The sequence below is a fragment of the Streptosporangium sp. H13245 genome (genome assembly GCF_055690525.1).
The window spans coordinates 1-1,040 of the sequence record NZ_JBSZKT010000076.1; the positions used below are offsets into that span (position 1 = coordinate 1).

The 1,040-nt window shown below is 70.7% G+C and carries 1 protein-coding gene; it reads right to left on the minus strand.

Annotated features, from left to right (window positions below; genetic code table 11):
* Positions 1 to 892: DUF7507 domain-containing protein (locus ACW9TB_RS39305; RefSeq protein WP_472753205.1), on the minus strand; the 892-nt coding region annotated here is incomplete at its 3' end.
* Positions 893 to 1,040 lie beyond the last annotated feature (148 nt).

Genomic DNA, 1,040 nt, shown 5'->3' on the forward strand with positions numbered 1-1,040 from the left:
CCACATCCGCCTGCGTGGTCACGTACGTGCTGGTGCACGTCGTGGTGGCCTGCGGAGCCAGCGTCGTCACCGGGCACGTGATCACCGGAGGCGTCCCGGTGCCCGAGAACGCCGTGTCCGTCACGGTCACCCCGGTCAGTGTCGTGTTGCCGTTGTTGACGACCACGTACGAGTAGGTGATCGTCCGGCCCGCCGCCGTCGCCGTGGACGGCGAGGCCGTCTTCAGCACCGTCAGGTCGGGAGCCGACGCGATGGTGACCGTCGCCGTCGACGGGGCCGACGACACCGCCGGACCCTGCGGCGGTGTACCCGACGCGACCGCCGTGTTCACCACCGAGCCCGCGTCCACATCGGCCTGCGTGGTCACGTACGTGCCCGTGCAGGTCGTGGTGGCCTGCGGGGCCAGCGTCGTCACCGGGCAGGTGATCACCGGAGGCGTACCGGTACCCGAGAACGCGGTATCCGTCACACCCACCCCGGTCAACGTCGCGTTGCCGTTGTTGACGACCAGGTAGGAGTACGTGATCGTCCGGCCCGCCGCCGTCGCCGTGGTCGGCGACGCCGTCTTCAGCAACGACAGGCCGGCGGCCGGGTCTCCGGTCACCGTCGCCGTCGACGGCGGAGACGTGACCGCGGGACCGGTCGGCGGGGTGCCCGAGGCGACCGCAGTGTTCACGATCGACCCCGCGTCCACGTCCGCCTGTGTGGCCGTGTAGGTGCCGGTGCAGGTCGTGGTGGCCTGCGGGGCCAGGGTCGTCACCGGGCACGTGATCACCGGAGGCGTACCGGTACCCGAGAACGCCGTGTCCGTCACGCTCACCCCGGTCAGTGTCGCGTTACCGGTGTTGACGACCACGTACGAGTAGGTGACCGTCTCACCCGCGTTCTCCACGGCCGAGGGGAAGGCGGTCTTCAGCAACGACAGGCTGGGCGCCTCCGTGATGGTGATCGTCGCCGTCGACGGGTCGGACGCCACCGCCGGACCCGTCGGCGGGGTGCCGGAGGCGACCGCGGTGTTCACGATCGAACCCGCGTCCACA